5 protein-coding genes are annotated in these 4,164 nt (G+C 35.2%); 3 read left to right on the top strand and 2 right to left on the bottom strand.

The genetic code is table 11. The features are described from left to right. The first annotated feature begins 116 nt into the window (after window positions 1-116). Window positions 117-431, top strand: coding sequence for an ankyrin repeat domain-containing protein (locus Aru01_RS17985; RefSeq protein ID WP_016656782.1), 315 nt, complete (start codon window positions 117-119; stop codon window positions 429-431). Window positions 432-701: 270 nt separating this feature from the next. Further along, window positions 702-1,994, top strand: coding sequence for a glutamate carboxypeptidase (locus tag Aru01_RS17980; RefSeq protein ID WP_016656781.1), 1,293 nt, complete (start codon window positions 702-704; stop codon window positions 1,992-1,994). Window positions 1,995-2,066: 72 nt separating this feature from the next. Here the strand turns inward: Aru01_RS17980 and Aru01_RS17975 are convergent, their stop codons facing one another. Next, a complete protein-coding gene (locus Aru01_RS17975; protein ID WP_016656780.1) occupies window positions 2,067-2,651 on the bottom strand; it encodes a lytic transglycosylase domain-containing protein in 585 nt (194 codons plus the stop codon). Between the two features lie 273 nt (window positions 2,652-2,924). Further along, a complete protein-coding gene (locus Aru01_RS17970) occupies window positions 2,925-3,521 on the bottom strand; it encodes an undecaprenyl-diphosphatase (RefSeq protein ID WP_016656779.1) in 597 nt (198 codons plus the stop codon). A gap of 372 nt (window positions 3,522-3,893) precedes the next feature. On the opposite strand from Aru01_RS17970, the gene Aru01_RS17965 reads away from it, so the two are divergent. Beyond that, the coding region (locus tag Aru01_RS17965) for a YbaK/EbsC family protein (RefSeq protein ID WP_042111753.1) at window positions 3,894-4,164 on the top strand (271 nt) is incomplete at its 3' end.

Here is a 4,164-nt window from a genome sequence, read left to right as displayed (position 1 = left end):
TTTGATTTTTACCTAACTAACTTCCGAATAGGGAGAGGCTAGGTGAAGGGATAATTCGCTTGAAAACAGTAGCAACTAAGAATTATTATTTTATAAACCTTTTCCTGTGGTGATCTATGAAACTTAATGCATTCTCTCCGATTCCTGAAAACGATGACGAACTTCATCTACCTGAGCTGGTTTATTGGTCATCATTAGGTGATGTTGAGCAGGTGAAAAATGCTTTGGATCAAGGTGTGGATGTAAATTCTACAGATGAAGATGGCTATAGTGCCTTACAAGCTGCAGCTGAAAATAATTATTTAGAGGTGGTGAAGTTATTGGTAGCTCATGGTGCAGATATACATTTTAAAGGACAGTATACAGCTCTAGAACTTGCAGAAATGGCCGAAAATCAAGAAATAATTGAATATTTAAAGGGTATTGATTAATCGATTTTTATTGTCATTTCTAAATTTATTATGTTGTTGTTTTTAATTCCTTGGCTTTTTTCTTGCTCCATATCAAGGGGTGAGAGGAAAGTTATTGATATTAATCAATGAAAAGAAGTAAAAATATGCAAATGTTCTTGCACTTTAGTCAACCTCATCTCGATTTGAATCACAATATTATTAATATACAACTAAACTTGTGATACATGTTTTTAAGCATATAGCTTTATAAAAGTTGATTTGAGATCTACAACTAGGAGTAATTACTTAATGATTCAAAATTATATTCGTTCGAAATCATATAACCTTTCCTTAATTACTTTGGGATCTTTCTTTGCTTTATCATCACTTTCACTACAGGCAGCAACACCCCAACAAATTAAACAACTAGTTGTTGCTGAACAACAAGCATATTTATCTACACTCAAAGATTTGGTGAATATTGAGTCGGGTAGTCGTGATATTGAGGGGCTAAATCAAATTGCACAGCATGTTGCTGATCGTTTAAAGCAAACAGGTGCAACAGTGGAAGTAATTAAAAGCACTGATATTTATCGGCTAGATGATACCCCTGAACAGATGGGGCCAATGGTTAAAGCAACCCTTAAAGGAAAGGGTAAGTCTAATATTATGTTAATTGCTCATATGGATACAGTTTATCCAAAGGGTATGCTAAAAAATCAACCTTTTCGCATTGATGGAAATAAGGTCTATGGCTTAGGAATTATTGACGATAAGCAAGGTGTTGCTGCGATTATTCATGTTTTAGATCTATTGAAAAAAATGAATTATCAAGACTACGGGACAATCACAGTTTTGATGAATAGCGATGAGGAAATTAGTTCACCTTCTTCGCGTGCTTATATTAGTGAAACAGCAAAGACTCAAGATGTTGTTCTTTCATTTGAAGGTGGTGGTCAAGATGGTAGTTTACGTTTAGCTACCAGTGGGATCGGTGCGGCATATCTTGATGTCAAAGGTAAAGCTTCACATGCCGGAGTTCGCCCTGAAGCTGGGGTTAATGCATTGACAGAGTTAGCTTTTCAGTTAAACCAACTACAAAATCTTTCAAATCCCAAGACTGGTTTAAAACTCAATTGGACGATTGCAAAGGCTGGGACTACACGTAATGTCATCCCTGATTCAGCGCAAGCACAGGCTGATGTTCGTGCACTACAGGTGAAGGACTTTGAGCAAATTGAGAAAATTTTACAAGATAAAATTAAAATTAAGGCGCTAGCAGATAGCCAAGTGAGTGTAAAGTTTGAAGTGCGTCGTCCCCCTTTAGTGGCGAATCAACGTGCATTACAACTTGCTGATCAGGCGAGTTTAATTTATAAAAATGAATTAAATCTATCAGCACTCAATGTGGTAAAAGTTGCTGCTGGTGGTGGGACTGATGCAGCATTCGCTGGTGCAAAATCTACAGCAGCTGTGATTGAAGGCTTGGGCATGTCTGGTGATGGTGCGCACTCAAGTAATGCTGAATATATTTTGTCAGATAGTATTGTGCCGCGATTATATATGACAACACGTTTAATTATGGATATCTCTAAAAAATAAACCACCATGAACGGAGTCATTTAAAAAACCTCATCACAATTGATTTTGTGATGAGGTTTTAATATAGCTACTTTATAGTGCTTTTTTTAAAGCATGCTCATGTTGTTTTACCTGACTTGCATACTTATTGCCTTGATGTTTCATTTTCCAACTACTGTTATATCCAGTTGGGCCAACATTATAGTAGGCGAGTGCCTTAGACCAACTGCCAGCAGAAGAGTAGTATTTAGATAAGATATAACTGCCACAATGAATATTTGTATTTTCATCAAATAAGTCACCAGGACAGTATTGTTGCCAATAGCGAGGGATAACTTGAGTTAAACCTACTGCACCTGCAGATGAGGTTACAGTACTTCGATAACTTGATTCTTGACGTATTGTTGCTGCAAGAAGTATAGGGTCAATATTATGCTTTTCAGCATTTTGGATAATCATTGGAGAAATACGGTTTGCAGTTGCTGGTGCTACAGAATAGGCTTTTTGAATCCCTGTAGATAATTTTGCAGAACGTTTTTCAATTGATCCGCTATTTAGACTGCTACATCCTGAGAGTCCAATAAGAAAGATCGATGAGCCGATAAGTCCCAAGTTTCGTTTTTGTTGGGCAGATATTGAAAAAGCGTATTGCAGTAAATTAAACAAAATTAAAACCATGTATGAAATTATGATAATCAGAGGGATCATATGTTTTGCTTAAAATCAGGTCAACTCTAATAGTTATTGATTTTGTTGTAATTATATAAAAAGTCAAAGAAATTATAGTCGTTTTAGAGCATATATATGGTGAGTATCACATGATGTTTATTGACATGCTTTAAATAGCCTAAGTAAATTAAAATCAAATGGGCTTGCTTTCATGTTGTAGAGCAGATTTTTACTTCGATCTACAACATGAGTTCAAGTATTTTAATGCCTTAGCTAGTTCTATTAGCGAAAAATGCCTTTATTGAGAAAGAAAGCAAAAAAGAATTGGTAGATTTTGAGTGCTAAATCCATAATTTGTTGTTGGTAACGAGGCCAAAGTTGTCTAACCATAAGATTCGTTAGCATTGCGATGATAAATCCACCTAGCATATCAAGAGGGAAATGAACACCTACATAGATTCTGGCCCAAGCAACCATCAATGCTAAGGTAAGTAAGGCAACACCAATTTTTGTTTGTTTGGCAAATAAGTAACACAGAGCGATCGAGCTAAAAATCAACATGTGATTACTTGGAAAGGAAGCTGTTGCAGCGTGTGGAATCAATGTTTGTCCAACATCAATGACAAATGGGCGTGGATGCGGGAAGATTAACGACACTACGTAGCCAATGAGTAAAGCAATTATAGTTGTAATGATTGCTTGTAGAACTAAGGCCTTACTTGTATATCGACCGAGAAACCAAGTCATGAGTAAGCCAACGATCAACAAATATAAAGTATCATTCGCCATAAATATACCAAAATATATATCTAGAGAAGATGCCGTTATTGGGGCATTAATACTGTGAAATAATTGTAAGTTTAAACTTTCTAATGACATTGGAGCTCCTGAATATACAGCTTTTGGCTTTAATTATCCTCGATTAACGATCCGCCAAATTTGTTTGCATCGCATTATAGTGTCAAAACGATGAAATACTTGAAGGATTGTGTTTTGGAGTGTAGTGAAATAAGCTGAAGTGAATATGAGTATTATATAAGGTATTGATATTTAATTGAATTATTCTTGATGGTTTTGTCATTTCACTATGTTTAAATTTGTAGTTGGTTATTTATATAGTTAAATCAATAGCTTTCACAACCTAAGTTAAGTGTATTGCCTTTTAAATTGAACCGGTATTGTATCGGCGACTAAAAATAAGAAGCTAATCTATTGTAGTATATAGCTTTACTGCTTGTTTTAAGGAATATCATGACCCCAGCATGTAAAGCGCTGCAAAAAATGAAAATTGAATATTCAACACATGAATATCAGCATGATCCTAGCGCTAAAAATTTTGGTTTAGAGGCAGCAGAGAAGCTCTCTTTAAGTGTGCATGAAGTTTTTAAAACATTGTTAGTGACTGATGATAAGAACTACTATGTTGCGGTTTTACCTGTAAATTGTCAGTTAAATTTGAAAAAAGTTGCAAATGCATTTAAATGTAAAAAGTTACATATGGCTGATCCAAAAGATGCAGAAC

This window comes from Acinetobacter rudis, from assembly GCF_000829675.1.
GTDB classification, from domain to species: domain Bacteria; phylum Pseudomonadota; class Gammaproteobacteria; order Pseudomonadales; family Moraxellaceae; genus Acinetobacter; species Acinetobacter rudis.
This window is presented reverse-complemented; position numbering and strand designations above follow the sequence as displayed.